This window comes from Asaia spathodeae NBRC 105894, from assembly GCF_025994195.1.
Taxonomy (GTDB): Bacteria; Pseudomonadota; Alphaproteobacteria; order Acetobacterales; family Acetobacteraceae; genus Asaia; species Asaia siamensis.
Genome location: NZ_BAPY01000003.1, coordinates 1 through 14,389, shown reverse-complemented (window position 1 = coordinate 14,389; position 14,389 = coordinate 1). Strand labels below are relative to the sequence as shown.

The following is a 14,389-nucleotide window of genomic DNA, read 5'->3' as shown; positions in this document are numbered from 1 at the left end:
TGTTTCCTGGTGTATTGACTGGAAAATAACGATCAGGGATCAGGACTTGTGCGCGTAAGAATTCTCATTCCCGGAATGCTGTCATCAGCCCTGCTTCTGGCAGGCTGTGCGACAGAATCCTCACATACTCTGCCCGTGCCTCCCGTTCAGGTAGCGCAGACGCCCTATAACGGGCCACGCATCCCGATTGCCGCAGGTAAATTCGCCAACAGGTCGAACTACATGAACGGGATTTTTTCGGACGGTATTGATCGTCTGGGAAACCAGGCGCGCGTGATTCTGCTGACGCGTCTGCAGCAATCGGGCCGGTTCTCGGTCATGGATCGGGATAATCTGGCCGAGGGAAAGCAGGAGGCAGGATTCCTGCGACAGGGGCAGTCGATACAGGGCGCGCAGTATCTTGTGACCGGCGACGTGACGGCGTTCGGTCGCAAGGATGTGGGCGATATGCAGCTTTTCGGCATTGCCGGTCGGGGGCACAGCCAGATTGCCTATGCCAAGGTAAGCCTGCAGATCGTCAATCCTCTTACCTCCCAGATCGTGGCAACCAGCGAAGGGGCCGCAGAATACAGCCTGTCCGATCGCGAAGTGATCGGGTTTGGCAGTACAGCCGCCTATGACTCGACCCTCAATGGCAAGGTACTCGATCTGGCTATCCAGGATGCCGTGAACCATTTCGCCCAGGAGGTCGATTCGGGTCAGATTCACTGATTTCCGGCGACAGACACCCCAAGAAAAACCGATAAACGGATTCAAATATCATGACGCGTTATGCGAGAATTCTGGCAGGGATCTTACTGCCAGGCATCCTGGCTGCCTGCGCGGGGCAGTCTACCCCTCCGCTTTATAGCTGGCAGGGTTTCCAGCAGCAGCAATATGTCTATCTGCAGGGAAAGACTGATCCGCAGAGCCAGATTGCCGAGATGGAGAAAGAGGCAGAGCAGGCACGCGGCAAAGGGCTGTCGGTTCCCCCGGGTTTTCATGCTCATCTCGGGCTGCTTTACGCCACAGAAGGCAAGACCGATCTGGCCCAGCAGGAATTCACCCAGGAGAAAACGCTTTTTCCTGAAGCCGCCACCTACATGGACTTCCTGCTGAAGAATCTGGGTCAGAATTCGCCCCAGAGCCAGAGCCAGAGCCAGAGCCAGAGCCAGAGCCAGAGCCAGAGTCAGAGTCAGAGTCAGAGTCAGAATGTAAAGGTGTCGTCATGAAATCTGCCGTCAGCATGCGTCGCCTTGCCGGTCTTGCTCTCTGTCTCGCGGTGACCGCTTGCGCCACACCGCTCAAGGCGCCTGATTACACGGCGTTCAGGGCAGCAAAGCCGCGCACCATTCTGGTTCTGCCGCCGGTCAATCACACGCCTGACACCAAGGCGACGAACGGTCTGTTGTCGCAGATGACCATGCCCCTGGCTGAAGGGGGGTATTACGTCGTTCCTGTCACGCTCGAAACGGAGACCTTCCGTCAGAACGGGCTCAGCGCTCCAGATGAGATCATTCAGGCGCCAGCTGAAAAGCTGCGGACGATTTTCGGGGCTGACGCGGCGCTTTACACCACGATCACGGCCTATGGTTCGGTCTATCATGTGATTGACAGCAACACGGTCGTCACGGCCAGCTCGAAGCTGGTCGATCTCAGAAGTGGCAGCGTCTTGTGGACGGGCACTGGCTCGGCCACCGGGGCGGATGTCGGTGAAATGACGGGCGGTGGCAGCATCATGGGTATGCTGATTGTCGCTGCGGTCAAGCAGGTGAGCAATAATCTGATGGATCACAGCTTTCCCGTTGCTGCGGTCGCAGCCGACCGTCTTCTGAAGGTCGGGCCGCCGGATGGTCTGCTCTACGGGCCGCGTTCGGTGAAATACGGCACCGACTGATGCTGTCTGTCCTCCCTCTCTCCGGAGATGGGGAGGGGAGGATGACAGGCGCATCGTTTCGATAGAAACACAGGCTTGCTGATATCAGGTTGCGTCTGTCCTGATGGCGGGGAGAGTGTTTGGGGATATGCTGGACGGATATGATGACGTCAGACGGCCCCCTTGGGGGTGAATACCCAGCACATGGGTGGCGAGAGTCACAGAGTTGTAAAAAACGCTCTATCGGTCGATCCGGGCCGCCATGAATTAATGACAGCATGGCGCGGCGTTGTTAGAAGGCCGCGTTTGCTGCCGTCCCGGACCGGAGTCGTTTCCCGATGAAGATCGTCGCCTGTAACAGTAACCTGCCTCTGGCGCGTGCCGTGGCTCAGGAGCTGCGTTTGCCTCTGTGCAAGGTGTCGGTGCGGCGCTTCGCCGATGCCGAGGTCTTCGTCGAGATCCAGGAAAACGTGCGTGGCGAAGACGTCTTCGTCATTCAGAGCACATGCTCGCCGACCAATGATAATCTGATGGAATTGCTGATCATGCTCGACGCTTTGCGTCGCGGATCGGCCCGTCGTGTCACGGCTGTGATGCCTTATTTCGGCTATGCCCGTCAGGATCGCAAATCCGGCCCGCGTACGCCGATCAGCGCCAAGCTGGTGGCCAACCTGCTTGTCGAGGCTGGTGCGAACCGCATTCTGACCATGGATCTGCACGCCATGCAGATTCAGGGATTTTTCGATATTCCGGTTGATAACCTTTATGCCGCACCGCTTTTCAAGCGCGACATCAATGCCCGTCACCCGAATGAAGACCTCATGATCGTCTCGCCGGATGTTGGCGGCGTGGTTCGTGCCCGTCAGCTCGCACAGCGCCTGAACACCGATCTGGCCATCATCGACAAGCGTCGCGAGCGTGCCGGTGTGTCCGAGGTCATGAACGTGATCGGTGATGTCGCGGGGCGCTACTGCATTCTGGTCGATGATATCGTCGATAGCGGTGGCTCGCTGTGCAACGCGGCCGAAGCTCTGATGAAGCATGGCGCCGCCGGGGTCGAGGCTTATGTGACCCATGGTGTGCTGACCGGCATGGCAGTCGAGCGCGTCAAGGCGTCTCCGCTCAAGATGCTGACGCTCACCGACAGCATTCCTGCGACGGATGTCATGGAAGAATCGCCTAATATTCGCCAGATCAGCACAGCCAATCTGCTGGCGCGCGCCATGAGTGCTGTGGCAGATGAAAGCTCTGTCTCTTCGCTTTTCGACTAAGGACCGGTTTTCATGCTGCTTCGTCGCCCCTTCTGGTATCTGCGCCACGGTCAGACCGACTGGAACGCACAGAATCTCTCTCAGGGCCGGACAGATATCCCGTTGAACGCCACAGGGCGGGAGCAGGCCATCAAGGCGGGAGACTCACTCTCCCGTCACTGGCGCGATGGCGCTTCGCCCATCGCCCGCATCGTTTCTTCCCCGCTGACACGCGCCCATGACACGGCGCTGGCCGCGCAGGAGGCGATTGCCGTTTCGAGCGGCGTCACCCTGCCGCTGGTGACCGATCAGGGGCTCGAGGAAGTCTGCTTCGGTGTGATGGAAGGCGAGCCCATGGGCGACTGGTACGATCCCTGGATCGAAGGTGAGTTCACACCCGAAGGCTGCGAAACCTTCGAGGGGCTCAAGACCCGTGCGGCTGAAGCGGTGAATCGTGCGCTCGTACAGGACGGGATTCCCATGATCGTGGCCCATGGCGCGCTTTTCCGTGCGCTACGTGCTGCTATGAGCCTGCCGATCAATGTGCGTCTGGCCAATGCCGTGCCGCTCTACTGCGACCCGACAGAGAATGGCTGGGTTCTCACCGCTTACGAGTGAGCGATGCGGGGCGCTGCTCCGCGCCTCGAGAACGGAACAGATCCCTTTCATCCCTGTCTTGATCACTGGCAGGATCGAAGGGGCTGTGCCCCTTTGCGGGTTTCGGGGCAGAGCCCCGAGAAGAATCCCCTTCCGAATCCCGAAGAACATTGCTTTACCCCCCCTTTTCTTGTAAGGCGCCCCATCACTCAGGCACCCCTGGAGGCCGTGAGTGCAATGAATTTGGGAGAATACCGTGACAAATATGACGTCCCTCGAAGTCTCTACGCGCGCGAAGGCTGGTAAGGGGGCAGCGCGCGCAACGAGACGTGCCGGTCTGGTGCCGGGTGTTGTGTATGGTGGCAAGCAGGAGCCGGCGCTGATCGCGATCGACCCGCGCATCATCCACAAGGAAATGGTTCGTGGCGGCTGGCGCTCGCGCCTGTTCGAGCTGCCGCTCGAAGGCGGCACCGTGCGCGCCCTGCTGCGTGAAGTGCAGCTGCACCCCGTGACCGACGCTCCGATCCATGTCGATTTCCAGCGTCTTGCGGCTGGCGAGAAGGTCCACGTGACCGTCGCCATCCATGTGACGGGTGAAGACAAGGCTCCGGGCATCAAGCGCGGCGGCGTGCTGAACCTGGTTCGCCACACGGTGGACGTCATGGCTGACGTTGACAGCATTCCGTCCAGCTTCACGGTTGATCTGAGCGCGCTCGACATCCACGACAACGTGCGTTGGGACGACCTGACCGGCACCGAGAACGTGACGCCTGTTCTGCAGCTGCCGAACTTCGTCATCGCCACCATCGCACCGCCGACGGTCGATGCCGAGATGGAAGCTGAAGCTGCTGCGAAGGCTGCTGCTGAAGCCGCCGCTCCTGCGAAGAAGAAGTAAGACCGCTCAGGGTGGCCGCAATGCTACTCTGGACCGGGCTCGGCAATCCCGAGCCCGGCATGCGCAGGCAGCGCCATAATATTGGCTTCATGGCTGTCGAGCGTATTGCCGAATACTACCGGTTTTCTCCCTGGCGTGCGCGCTTCAAGGGGGAGACGGCCGAGGGCAGCATCGAGGGACAAAAGGTTCTTCTGCTCAAGCCCATGACCTATATGAATTTATCCGGCGAGAGCGTGCAGCAGGCTGCGCGGTTCTTCAAGATTCCGGTCTCTGACATCACGGCGTTTCATGATGAGCTCGATCTTGCCTTCTGCAAGGTGCGCGTCAAACGGGGCGGCGGCGCAGCGGGGCATAATGGCCTTCGCTCGATGGACAGGATGCTGGGGAACCAGAACTACCAGCGCGTGCGCCTCGGTATCGGCCACCCGGGCCACAAGGACCGTGTGACGGGCCATGTGCTGGGCGATTTCGCCAAGGCCGAACAGAACGAACTCGAAGCGCTTCTCGATGCCGTGGCTGCGGCGTCGCCTCTGCTGGCCAAAGGGGAGCCGGAAGCAACAATGACAAAAATCGCCATGCTGTGCGGGGAGAAACGCTGATGGGCTTCAATTGTGGCATCGTGGGGCTCCCTAATGTGGGCAAGTCCACCCTGTTCAACGCGCTGACGGAAACGGCAGCGGCTCAGGCGGCGAATTATCCCTTCTGCACCATCGAACCCAATGTGGGGCGCGTGGCCGTGCCTGATTCGCGCCTCGATAATCTGGCGCGCATTGGCAAGTCGCAGAAGATCCTGCCGACCAGCCTCGAATTTGTCGATATTGCCGGTCTCGTGCGCGGCGCGTCTCGTGGTGAAGGTCTGGGCAACCAGTTCCTTGCCAATATCCGCGAGGTCGATGCCATTATCCATGTGCTGCGCTGCTTCGAGGATGACGACATTACCCATGTCGAGGGTGGCGTGGACCCCGTGCGTGATGCCGAAATCATCGAAACCGAGCTGATGCTGGCCGATCTGGATTCGCTCGAAAAGCGTCAGGTCTCGCTGCAGAAGCGTGCACGCGGCAATGACCGTGAAGCGCAGCAGCAGCTCGCCATCATGGACCCCATCATCGCGGCCCTGCGCGAGGGCAAGCCTGCCCGTACTGCCGTGCCGAAAGGTGAGGAAGAGACGGCGCGGCGCCTACAGCTCATGACCACCAAGCCGGTGCTCTATGTCTGCAATGTCGAGGAAGGCTCTGCTGCCACCGGCAACAGCCATTCCGAAGCCGTGCGCAAGCGCGCCGAGGCCGAAGGGGCTGCCATGGTCGTGGTCTCTGCCGCCATTGAAGCCGAAGTCAGCCAGCTGCCGCAGGAAGAGCGTGCAGAGTTCCTCGAGGGGCTGGGGCTGAGCAATTCCGGTCTCGACCGCGTTATTGCTGCTGGTTATGGCCTGCTGGGTCTCAGCACCTATTTCACGGTCGGTCCGAAAGAGACCCGCGCCTGGACCATCACCAAGGGCACAAAAGCCCCGCAGGCGGCAGCCGTCATTCATAACGACTTCGAACGTGGCTTCATCGCCTGTGAAACCGTGGCCTATGACGACTACATCGCCTGTGGCGGTGAGTCTGGCGCCAAGGAAGCAGGAAAGCTGCGCATTGAAGGCAAGGAATATGTGGTGCAGGACGGCGATGTCCTGCTGTTCCGTTTCAACGTCTGACCTCTTTGACCTCATCGGGGTAAGAGATTTCGCCTGACGCGGGCGGTCGCTACTTGACCGCTTGGCGTTACAAGCAAGAATGGCGCGTTGTTCTGGAGCGCGCCATGGAAATCCTCGTCGCCTGTGATTCCTTCAAGGAGAGCCTGACCGCCGAGGCTGTGGTCGAGGCGATTGTCACCGGTTTTTCCGATATTTTCCCGCAGGCACGCTATCACGCCTTTCCCATGGCCGATGGGGGCGAGGGTACGGCGGCCATCATGGCGCGCACGCTTGGCGGCCAGCTGGAAACGCGTCTGGTCTGCGGTCCGCTCGGTGTGCCGGTTGCAGCCAGATTTGCCGTTCTGAACGAAGGGCGTACGGCCCTGATCGAACTGGCCGAAGCTGCCGGGCTGGCGCAGGTTCCCCCTGAATCGCGAGAGCCCCTTTTCACAACGACCCGTGGCGTGGGCGAGCTTATGCTCGCAGCGCTTGATCTGGGCTGCGAGCATCTCGTTCTCGCTCTGGGCGGAAGTGCCACATGCGATGGCGGAGCAGGGCTTCTGCAGGCACTCGGAGTGTCGCTGCGCGATCTGCGTGGTGAGGAAATCGCCCAGGGCGGGGGGCCGCTGGGCTCTGTCTTCACCCTTGACGACGCAAAGCTCGACCCGCGTCTTGCCGGATGCCGCATCGAGATTCTCTGTGACGTGACGGCACCCCTGCTTGGGGAACGCGGCGCTGCAGCCGTATTCGGGCCCCAGAAGGGCGCAACACCCCCCATGGTCACTATTCTGAATGGGGCGCTGGCCCGGTTATCCAGCCTGCTAGAGGCGCGCTGCGGGCGCGACCTGTCTGTGGATGCCGGTATGGGGGCTGCCGGTGGCACCGCTCTGGGGCTGGTCGCGCTGTGCGGGGCAACGCTCGTTCCCGGGGCTGAAGCCATTGCGCGTTTGCTCGGACTGGACACACTGATGAGCCAGGTCGATCTGGTCATCACGGGAGAGGGGCGCCTCGACGGGCAAACGGCGCAGGGCAAGGCGCCTCATGCGATTGCGAGCATGGCCAGACAGGCAGGCAAGCCCGTTCTGGCGTTTGCGGGTATGCTGGGAGATGACTGCGAAAAACTCTACGAACTGGGCTTTGATGCGCTGTTCAGTAGTCTCGATCGTCCCTGCTCGCTCGAAGAAGCCTTGTCAGATGCGGCCCCCTCCCTGCGTCGCTGTGCACGCAACGTTGCAGCAGGGCTAGCGGTCGGGCGATCTTTTCAAGCGGTGCAGGAGTGATACATAGCCTGATCGCTCTTTTGCAGCCCTGGCGCTGACAGAGCGCCCGATGCATCGCAGACAGGAGAATGCAGGATGGAAGCCGTCACCCCCCAGTCCGACTTCAAGGCTCTGACCGGACCAGCACGCGCTGCCGCCCGTATTCTTGCGATTGCCCCGGAAAGCCAGCGCAATGAGGCACTTCGGGCAGCAGCCGAATCGCTGCGTCGCCATTCAGCCGATATTCTCGTGGCCAATGCCCGCGATGTGGCGACATCAAAGGCAAGCGCCGCCTTCATCGACCGGCTGACACTGACCCCGGCGCGTATCGAAGCCATGGCCAAGGGACTCGATGCGATTGCATTGCTGCCTGACCCCGTGGGGCGTGTGCTGTCTGAGTGGACGCGTCCCAATGGTCTGATGATTCGTCGCGTGGCGACCCCTCTTGGTGTGCTTGGCATGATTTACGAAAGCCGGCCGAATGTCGGCGCCGATGCCGCCGGGTTGAGCATCAAGTCAGGCAATGCCGTCATTTTGCGTGGTGGGTCTGAAAGCCTCAATTCGGCACGCTGCATCCAGAGCTGTATTCAGGAAGGTCTCGAGCAGGCGGGTCTGCCGCGCGAATGCGTGCAGATCGTGCCGGATGCCGACCGTGCCCATGTGGCGTCGATGCTGGGTGCAGCGGGCGAAATCGACATGATCATCCCGCGCGGGGGCAAGTCACTCGTCGAGCGAGTGCAGCGCGAGGCGCGTGTGCCGGTGCTCGCCCATGCCGATGGCCTTTGCCACACCTATATCCATAAGGACGCCGATTTCGCGATGGCACGCGAGATTCTGGCCAATGCCAAGATGCGCCGGACAGGTGTGTGCGGCGCAACCGAGACCCTTCTGATCGACCGGGAAATCGCGGCGAGCCTTCTGCCGCTTCTGGTGCAGGATCTTCATGCCCTAGGCTGTGCGATTCTGGGTGACGAGACAGCGCGAAGCATCGTGCACGACCTCGAGCCCGCGAGTTCTGACGATTTCGCCACAGAATGGCTTGATGCGCGCCTATCTGTGGCAGTGGTCGACGGCGTCGATTCAGCGCTCGCCCATATTGCACGCTATGGCAGCGGTCATACCGAGGCGATCATCACCGCCAATGCGGAAGTGGCGGAACGGTTTCTGAACGGCACCGACAGCGCGGTGGTGATGTGGAACGCCTCGACGCAGTTCTGCGATGGCGGCGAGTTTGGATTCGGCGCCGAGATCGGTATTGCGACCGGCAAGATCCATGCCCGCGGCCCGGTTGGTCTCGAGCAGCTCACGACCTTCCGTTACGAGGTGCGCGGCACCGGCCAGACGCGCCCCTGACGTGCCGCAAATTCCGAAATACGGTGACAATCGCGCCATTTCGATCGGTCTGCTGGGTGGCTCATTCAATCCTGCCCATGCGGGCCATCTGCAACTGGCCCGTTATGCCCTGACCCATCTGCGGCTCGATCAGGTGTGGCTCATGGTCTCCCCCGGCAACCCGCTGAAGCCGCGAATCGGTATGGCCCCGTTTGAAGACCGTCTGGCTTCAGCTCATGCGCTCGCTGACGGGCGACGCATCATCGCCACCGATATCGAGGCGAGGCTGAACAAACGCTATACGGTCGAGACGATTGCCCTGCTTCGCCTGCGTTTTCCTCAGGCGCGCTTTGTCTGGCTGATGGGGGCAGATAGTCTGGCCACACTTACCCGCTGGCGGCGCTGGCGCGAACTGGCCTTGCATGTGCCTATGGCTGTGGTGCCGAGACCGGGGAGCAACCGGACGGCCCTTTCAGGACGGGCGACCCATGCTCTCAGCCATATGCGTGTGCCCCCAAGGCAGGGGCCAGTCATGTCGCGCTCTAAAGGTGGTGTCTGGGCTTTTCTTCCGGCGCCGCAAAACGGTATATCAGCGACAGCGCTGAGGGATTCTGGAAATTATCCCGCCGCGCGCTCTCTAATGAATTGACCGGAGTGTCGAGCCATCGCCAGAAAACCGTCCGACGAGACGACCACCCCAGCCCGTCGCAGCCGTGCGTCCGCTGGTGAGACCAAGCCTGCCACGGGCGAGAAGACTGCAACCCTGAAAACGGCGGGCACGCCGCGCAAGAAGGCTGCTGCTGCCGGGCCGCGCAAGTCGCGCGCTGCCGCCGCGCCGCGTGAAACCGTTGCGCGTGAACTTGTCGAGCAGGCACTGGCCGTCATCACGACCAGCCTTGATGAAGACAAGGCGGAGGATATCGTGACCCTCGATCTGCGCGGTCGTGCCAGCTTTGCCGATCATATGGTGGTCGCAACCGGTATTGCCGATCGTCAGATCGCCGCCATGGCGTCGCACATTGAAGACAAGCTGAACGAGATCGGCATCAAGCGCATCACCATCGAAGGCGCGAACGGCACGGATTGGGTGCTGCTCGATACCGGCGATATCGTGGTGCATCTCTTCAAGCCTGAAAGCCGCGCGCTTTATGCGCTTGAGCGCATGTGGGGCAAGGATCTCGACGACAGCGCCGCAGACGAAGCCGACACCACGGATCTCTGATCTTTCATGATCAGGATCGTCGCCGTCGGTCGATTGAAGAGAGGGCCGGAGCGGGAGTTGTTCGATCGTTATGTCGAGCGCACCCGCCCCGGGGTCGAGTTGGTCGAGATTGCCGAATCGCGCGGCAGTGCGCTCGAAATCCGCCGCAAGGACGCTGCAGCAATTCTTGCAGCCTGCCCTGAGGGCAGCATTGTGGTTGCCCTCGATGAAGGGGGTACGTCCCCCGACTCCCAACAGTTTTCAACAATGCTCGAGACATGGCTGGCTACAGGCAAGCAGGTGTCTTTTGTTATTGGTGGTGCAGAAGGGCTCGAGGCGAGCGTGATCAATCGCGCCGATTCGCGCATTTCCTTCGGGCGCATGACCTGGCCGCACATGATCGTCCGTCTGCTTCTGGCTGAGCAGATCTATCGTGCGCGCGCGATCAGCGCGGGACATCCTTATCATCGCGCTGCCCGGCCGTAGCCGACACGATATCGGTCTCCCTCTGATCAGCCTGCCTTTCAGGTAATAAAAAAGGCGACCCGTTTCCGGGCCGCCCTGGGGCAATGTGGTGGGAGAAGTACTTACCGCAGGTTGCGGCTCGGGCCTTCAAGGCCGAATGCATCATCCGGCGCTTCCGCAACTTCCGTCGAATTCATCGGATGCTGCAGCGCGGCAAAGCTCTGCGTCGCAACAGAATGCGAGCGGATGGAACGATGTGCCGGGGCAGGCGTATTGTTAGCCATCATCACCCCGTCATCAGGACGGCCATAGATGAAGCCGTAGGTCGGGTAGATGCTGCCGTAGGTCTCGGTCTTGCTGTTGAGCGCAACGCGAACTGCCGACCAGTCATTATTGGGAGAAACGTCGATGACGCGTACGTTCTTTGCCACGCCATTCTGCGCCCAGTGAGACTGGTCGATAACAATGGTGCGGTTGTCTTCAATGGCGCGAACCACAGCGACATGACCGTAAGGCATGCGACGAATCGCGCGGAAGTTCAGAACGGATCCGGGTTCGGGAGCGGAACCGCGGGCGTATACGCCACGAGAGTTTTCCCACCAGTCGCGAGCGTTACCGCTCAGAACAACATCGGAAGCGGCTTTGGCGTAGGCAACACACTGGATCACATGTCCGCCCGAGCGGTGGCGGCGCGGTGTGAAACGGGTCTGGTGAATGGCACCGCGATGCGAGCCGCTCACATGAGCGACATGCACACCATGCATGGCAGATTTGTGAGAAATCTTCTGGCGGGCTTCAGCCTTCGGTGCGAGAAGCGCCGACCCGATCAGAACGGATAATGCGGTCAGAGACGAAAAAAACGGCCTGCGCAGAAGTTTGAGGCAACTTTTCTGTCTCACGTTCATTGATTCCGCATCCGCCCGTTATGTGTTGCATCTAGGTAACTGTGTTCACCTCGAATATGCAACCCGTGTAGTGCGGAGTCATGGCGAATTTATGAACTTTCCCCGAGAAAATTTTGTGTCAGCCCGGGGAAAGGTCAAGAGGCCTTACTTTGTTGTGATCAGCATGATCTCAACAAGCATGCGCGGGTCAGCCAGAACGGCCTGAACGCAGGCGCGTGCGGGGGCCGATTCCTTCGGTAGCCATGCCGTCCACTGAACATTAAGCGCATCGCGGTCAGCAATGTCCTTCAGCCAGATCTGGGCCTGCAGAATGCGGGTGTTGTCGGTGCCATGCTGCTCGAGCAGGATATCGAGCTGTTCGAGCACGTCTGCCGTCTGCGCGGCGAAATCGGCGTCGAGGTTACGGGCAACGACACCCTGGGTGAAAACGAAGCCGTGATATTCGACGGCCTTCGACATGACGGGGTTGGGTTCCGTGCGGATGATGCGGCTCATGAGGGTCTCCTGAAAACCTTGGGTTGCCGGGCCAGCCTTGCCGTGCCCGCTCGGCCGAACTCTGGTCCGGGTAAGGCATCGGGTCAATCCTGACGGGTCGATGATTGCTTGCCTGCGGGACAGTGGCGCGGTATCGCGCCTAAAGGCCTCTCAAGGACCTGCCTTTATCCACGACCGCGAAGGAGAAGCCGGTTTTGCGTGCCCGCACTGTAAAGGTGACCCCTCTGCGCCAGAATTGCACGGTGCTTGAAAATCCGGAGACCGGACAGGCTCTCGTTGTAGATCCGGGCGGCGACGCGCCAGAGTTGTTGAAAATTCTTGATGGCATGACTGTCGAGGCCATTCTTCTCACGCACGGGCATTTCGACCATGTCGGTGGGGCCGACGCGCTTCGCGAAGGGCTGGCGCGCCGGCAGACAACCCCTGTGTGCATTATCGGCCCCGACCGGCGTGACGAGTTTCTGCTGAATTCGGTCACAGACCAGGCTCAGGCTTTTGGCCTGTTCGATCTCCACAATGCCCATCCCGACCATTTCGTCGTCGATGGTGAGATCCTGGAATTCTCAGGCGCCCGTTTCGAGGTGGCGCACTGCCCCGGTCACACACCAGGGCACGTTGTCTTTATATGTCATGAAGACAAGCTTGCGATCGTGGGAGACACCCTGTTTCGTGGTGTTGTTGGTCGTTCTGATTTCGCTTATGGCGACCATCAAGGCCTGATTGCCGGGATCAAGCGTACACTGCTTTCCCTGCCTGACGATTACATTGTTCTGCCCGGTCATGGTCTGCCGACGATGATTGGCGAAGAACGACAGAATAATCCTTTTCTGAACTGATAGCCGGGAGTCCCTGCATGAAGACATTATTCACGAAGGGTCTGCTTCTGGCGGGGATCGCCCTTGCTCTGCCCGTCTCCGGTGTGCGGGCTGACGACGCCAAACCGGCGGTCGCGCAAAAGCCGCTCGAAAAAGCGCCCCTGACAATCACTGACCGTCAGGGACATAAGCATGAGTTCACGGTCGAGATAGCGCGCAGCGAAAAAGAGAAGGAAGCAGGCGAGACATTTCGTGCGTCGCCTCCTGAGGGCACTGGAATGCTCTTTCTCTTCACACCGCCCGAGGCTGCAGCCATGTGGATGCACGACACCCCTGCCTCGCTCGATATGGTGTTCATAGCGCCTGATGGCCATATTCAGGCGATGGCGGAAAAGACGGTACCGTTCAGCGAAAGACGCCTGACCGGCAATGGCGATTCTGCTGCGGTGCTTGAAGTGGCAGCGGGCACGATGGAAAAGAACGGTATCGTCGTTGGAGACGTCGTTTCCTCCAAAGCCCTGCCTACGGCACGCTGAAGGCAATGAAGATCTTCCTGACAGGCGCGGCAGGGTTCGTCGGTTATCATGTGGCTGAGCAGTTGCTGAGCCAGGGGCATGAGGTGGTCGGGTTCGACTCACTGAACGATTATTACAGCGTTCAGCTGAAAAAGGACCGTCTGGCCCAGCTTGCGCCGAAACCGGGCTTCACTTTCCGTCAGGGTGATCTGAGCGTTCGGGATGACGTCGATGCGATCATGGCCGAGCATCCTGACATCACACATATCGTCCATCTCGCGGCGCAGGCTGGTGTGCGTTATTCGCTGGCCGATCCCTGTGCCTATATCACCGCCAATATGATGGGCCATGTCGTGCTGCTTGAGGCGGCCCGTCACCTGACGGGTCTGCGCCATATCGTCTATGCCTCGTCTTCCTCGGTTTATGGCCTCAACGAGACCATGCCTTTTCGTGAGACCGATGCCGTCGATCGGCCCGGCTCCTTCTATGCGGTGACCAAGAGAGCAGGCGAACTGACGGCACACGCCTATGCGCATCTTTATGGCCTGCGTCAGACGGGGCTGCGCTTTTTCACGGCGTATGGTCCGTGGGGGCGGCCTGATATGGCCTACTACAAATTCGCCCGTGCCATCACGGCAGGCAAGCCGCTTACCCTTTATGCGGGGGAGGGGTTGGCCCGCGATTTCACCTATATCGACGATATTGTCTCCGGTGTTGTGGCGGCACTGGCTCATGAGCCGGAGAAGGGTGTTTCCCGCGTGTTCAATCTGGGCAGTGATTCTCCCACCCCGGTGAGTCGTCTGGTGGCACTGCTGGAGAGTGAGCTCGGGTGCAAGGCTGTGATCGAGGCAAAGCGTCGGCCCCTTTCCGATGTCGAAGCCACCTGGTCTTCCCATGAGGAAATAACAGCGCTTACCGGCTGGCGTCCTGTCGTGAGCCTTGAGGAAGGCGTTCGCCGGTTCGTCGAATGGTTCCGGGCTTATGAGCCTCAGGAGGCCGATGCAGGAAGCGTCACTGATTTCGATTGTTCTGCCGGTTGAATGGTGTCGCTCAGACCCGCATGTCTGAACGTCTGGTCGAGTTTTTTTGAGTTGGTGTCATTTTTTTGAAATTTTGTGATTGACGGGTGTGGG

18 protein-coding genes are annotated in these 14,389 nt (G+C 60.2%); 16 read left to right on the top strand and 2 right to left on the bottom strand.

Annotated elements, in window-relative coordinates:
- Positions 1 to 48 precede the first annotated feature (48 nt).
- From AA105894_RS02775 to AA105894_RS02715, 13 genes are all read left to right on the top strand, one after another.
- Positions 49 to 711, top strand: a complete 663-nt coding sequence (locus AA105894_RS02775; RefSeq protein WP_267310395.1) for a CsgG/HfaB family protein — start codon at positions 49 to 51, stop codon at positions 709 to 711.
- 50 nt (positions 712 to 761) lie between these two features.
- Positions 762 to 1,211 carry a DUF4810 domain-containing protein gene (locus AA105894_RS02770; RefSeq protein WP_267310394.1) on the top strand — a complete coding sequence of 150 codons (450 nt, stop codon included), beginning with the start codon at positions 762 to 764 and terminating at the stop codon, positions 1,209 to 1,211.
- Positions 1,208 to 1,876, top strand: coding sequence for a DUF799 domain-containing protein (locus AA105894_RS02765; protein WP_267310393.1), 669 nt, complete (start codon positions 1,208 to 1,210; stop codon positions 1,874 to 1,876). Before AA105894_RS02770 ends, AA105894_RS02765 begins: the two co-directional genes overlap by 4 nt.
- 317 nt (positions 1,877 to 2,193) lie before the next feature.
- On the top strand, positions 2,194 to 3,126 hold the full coding sequence (locus tag AA105894_RS02760) for a ribose-phosphate pyrophosphokinase (RefSeq protein ID WP_267310392.1): 933 nt from the start codon (positions 2,194 to 2,196) through the stop codon (positions 3,124 to 3,126).
- A 12-nt stretch (positions 3,127 to 3,138) separates the two neighbouring features.
- Complete coding sequence (locus tag AA105894_RS02755) at positions 3,139 to 3,723, top strand: histidine phosphatase family protein (protein ID WP_267310391.1); 585 nt, start codon at positions 3,139 to 3,141, stop codon at positions 3,721 to 3,723.
- A gap of 235 nt (positions 3,724 to 3,958) precedes the next feature.
- A complete protein-coding gene (locus AA105894_RS02750) occupies positions 3,959 to 4,597 on the top strand; it encodes a 50S ribosomal protein L25/general stress protein Ctc (RefSeq protein WP_188427238.1) in 639 nt (212 codons plus the stop codon).
- Between the two features lie 20 nt (positions 4,598 to 4,617).
- A complete protein-coding gene (gene pth / locus AA105894_RS02745) occupies positions 4,618 to 5,196 on the top strand; it encodes an aminoacyl-tRNA hydrolase (protein ID WP_267310390.1) in 579 nt (192 codons plus the stop codon).
- On the top strand, positions 5,196 to 6,290 hold the full coding sequence (ychF, locus tag AA105894_RS02740) for a redox-regulated ATPase YchF (protein ID WP_188427240.1): 1,095 nt from the start codon (positions 5,196 to 5,198) through the stop codon (positions 6,288 to 6,290). The genes pth and ychF overlap by 1 nt, the downstream gene beginning before the upstream one ends.
- Positions 6,291 to 6,343: 53 nt before the next feature.
- Positions 6,344 to 7,549 (top strand): glycerate kinase, encoded by a 1,206-nt coding sequence (locus AA105894_RS02735; protein ID WP_267310389.1) that lies wholly within the window; start codon positions 6,344 to 6,346, stop codon positions 7,547 to 7,549.
- Between the two features lie 75 nt (positions 7,550 to 7,624).
- Positions 7,625 to 8,881 carry a glutamate-5-semialdehyde dehydrogenase gene (locus AA105894_RS02730; RefSeq protein WP_267310388.1) on the top strand — a complete coding sequence of 419 codons (1,257 nt, stop codon included), beginning with the start codon at positions 7,625 to 7,627 and terminating at the stop codon, positions 8,879 to 8,881.
- A 1-nt stretch (position 8,882) separates the two neighbouring features.
- Entirely contained in the window at positions 8,883 to 9,509 is a 627-nt protein-coding gene (locus tag AA105894_RS02725) for a nicotinate-nucleotide adenylyltransferase (RefSeq protein ID WP_267310387.1), read from the top strand.
- 114 nt (positions 9,510 to 9,623) lie between these two features.
- Positions 9,624 to 10,082: a ribosome silencing factor gene (rsfS, locus tag AA105894_RS02720; protein WP_188427265.1), complete on the top strand. Its 459-nt coding sequence runs from the start codon at positions 9,624 to 9,626 to the stop codon at positions 10,080 to 10,082.
- A gap of 9 nt (positions 10,083 to 10,091) precedes the next feature.
- Positions 10,092 to 10,547 (top strand): 23S rRNA (pseudouridine(1915)-N(3))-methyltransferase RlmH, encoded by a 456-nt coding sequence (locus AA105894_RS02715; protein WP_267310508.1) that lies wholly within the window; start codon positions 10,092 to 10,094, stop codon positions 10,545 to 10,547.
- A 101-nt stretch (positions 10,548 to 10,648) separates the two neighbouring features.
- Here the strand turns inward: AA105894_RS02715 and AA105894_RS02710 are convergent, their stop codons facing one another.
- A complete protein-coding gene (locus tag AA105894_RS02710; protein ID WP_332337811.1) occupies positions 10,649 to 11,425 on the bottom strand; it encodes a CHAP domain-containing protein in 777 nt (258 codons plus the stop codon).
- Between the two features lie 150 nt (positions 11,426 to 11,575).
- Entirely contained in the window at positions 11,576 to 11,926 is a 351-nt protein-coding gene (locus AA105894_RS02705; RefSeq protein WP_188427245.1) for a RidA family protein, read from the bottom strand.
- 194 nt (positions 11,927 to 12,120) lie between these two features.
- Between AA105894_RS02705 and AA105894_RS02700 the strand changes: the two genes are divergently transcribed.
- From AA105894_RS02700 to AA105894_RS02690, 3 genes are read left to right on the top strand one after another with little or no spacing between them, the layout of a single operon-like run.
- Positions 12,121 to 12,762, top strand: coding sequence for an MBL fold metallo-hydrolase (locus AA105894_RS02700; protein WP_267310385.1), 642 nt, complete (start codon positions 12,121 to 12,123; stop codon positions 12,760 to 12,762).
- Between the two features lie 17 nt (positions 12,763 to 12,779).
- Positions 12,780 to 13,277, top strand: coding sequence for a DUF192 domain-containing protein (locus tag AA105894_RS02695; protein WP_267310384.1), 498 nt, complete (start codon positions 12,780 to 12,782; stop codon positions 13,275 to 13,277).
- 5 nt (positions 13,278 to 13,282) lie between these two features.
- A complete protein-coding gene (locus AA105894_RS02690; RefSeq protein WP_267310383.1) occupies positions 13,283 to 14,296 on the top strand; it encodes an NAD-dependent epimerase/dehydratase family protein in 1,014 nt (337 codons plus the stop codon).
- Positions 14,297 to 14,389: the final 93 nt, after the last annotated feature.

Bases quoted from the DNA above. Each gene is read 5' to 3' on its own strand.
- AA105894_RS02770 (WP_267310394.1), top strand. From the start codon at position 762: ATGACGCGTTATGCGAGAATTCTGGCAGGGATCTTACTGCCAGGCATC.
- AA105894_RS02765 (WP_267310393.1), top strand. From the start codon at position 1,208: ATGAAATCTGCCGTCAGCATGCGTCGCCTTGCCGGTCTTGCTCTCTGT.
- AA105894_RS02760 (WP_267310392.1), top strand. From the start codon at position 2,194: ATGAAGATCGTCGCCTGTAACAGTAACCTGCCTCTGGCGCGTGCCGTG.
- AA105894_RS02755 (WP_267310391.1), top strand. From the start codon at position 3,139: ATGCTGCTTCGTCGCCCCTTCTGGTATCTGCGCCACGGTCAGACCGAC.
- pth (WP_267310390.1), top strand. From the start codon at position 4,618: ATGCTACTCTGGACCGGGCTCGGCAATCCCGAGCCCGGCATGCGCAGG.
- ychF (WP_188427240.1), top strand. From the start codon at position 5,196: ATGGGCTTCAATTGTGGCATCGTGGGGCTCCCTAATGTGGGCAAGTCC.
- AA105894_RS02730 (WP_267310388.1), top strand. From the start codon at position 7,625: ATGGAAGCCGTCACCCCCCAGTCCGACTTCAAGGCTCTGACCGGACCA.
- AA105894_RS02705 (WP_188427245.1), bottom strand. From the start codon at position 11,926: ATGAGCCGCATCATCCGCACGGAACCCAACCCCGTCATGTCGAAGGCC.
- AA105894_RS02695 (WP_267310384.1), top strand. From the start codon at position 12,780: ATGAAGACATTATTCACGAAGGGTCTGCTTCTGGCGGGGATCGCCCTT.
- AA105894_RS02690 (WP_267310383.1), top strand. From the start codon at position 13,283: ATGAAGATCTTCCTGACAGGCGCGGCAGGGTTCGTCGGTTATCATGTG.